A 703-nucleotide genomic window follows, 5' to 3' on the forward strand; every position below is an offset into this window, starting at 1 on the left:
GCGCTCCGTACCCTAGCGCTCCAAACCAATACCGATCAAGAAACCCCTCAAATTTAGCTAATGATGCCGGGCTGCTTGGTCGAATATCAACCGCTCGACCATAAAGATGTTGAGAGTTACTCGCACCCCCCACGGCACGGTTAACCACCGGCGGCCGATACCAGGAAGTAACCAAAACTAAACCCCCCCATTCCTCACGAATTTTATCGAGTTCGATCGCAAGTTTTAAGATTTCGCGCTCTACCTCGCTCCCAATTGTGGGAATTCGGCGCGGATCGCTTTTGGTCACTTCCCAAACAGTAAAATATTTACTGATTCTAGCTTTTGGATTGTTCCAATCAATTTTTTCAGTAATACTCATCGATTAATACTCCTTTTGTGATGACCACTGGGACAAACCAGCACCGATTAAAGCCGTCGGACCAGACAAAGCAAAGACTAGCTTTTCTTCTGGCAGAATCAAGCTTAAAATAATCCCACTAATTAACCCTAAAAGAATAAAAAGCAGGGCGATTTTATTCTTTTGTGACATTCTAGGCATAAAAAGACTCACCAAAGGCAATACAAAAGATTATTTAATCCCCCACATACGGGGGACGGTTTTTAAATGGGTGATTGCTTGGCAAGTTAGCGGGTAGATTCCACGCTGCCCGTTGCCATGCTAAAAACCCCTCTAATTTTTGCCTGTCAGGATTACTTAGTA

General features: G+C 44.2%; 2 protein-coding genes. Both read right to left on the reverse strand.

The features are described from left to right. On the reverse strand, positions 1 to 361 hold a 361-nt coding region (locus MiAbW_RS19185), incomplete at its 3' end, for a D-Ala-D-Ala carboxypeptidase family metallohydrolase (protein ID WP_238707368.1). 3 nt (positions 362 to 364) lie between these two features. Next, a complete protein-coding gene (locus MiAbW_RS19700; protein WP_172967388.1) occupies positions 365 to 541 on the reverse strand; it encodes a hypothetical protein in 177 nt (58 codons plus the stop codon). Between the last annotated feature and the right edge of the window lie 162 nt (positions 542 to 703).

The organism is Microcystis aeruginosa NIES-4325, assembly GCF_008974145.1.
Classification (GTDB): Bacteria; Cyanobacteriota; Cyanobacteriia; order Cyanobacteriales; family Microcystaceae; genus Microcystis; species Microcystis aeruginosa_G.

Bases quoted from the DNA above. Each gene is read 5' to 3' on its own strand.
- MiAbW_RS19700 (WP_172967388.1), bottom strand. From the start codon at position 541: ATGCCTAGAATGTCACAAAAGAATAAAATCGCCCTGCTTTTTATTCTT.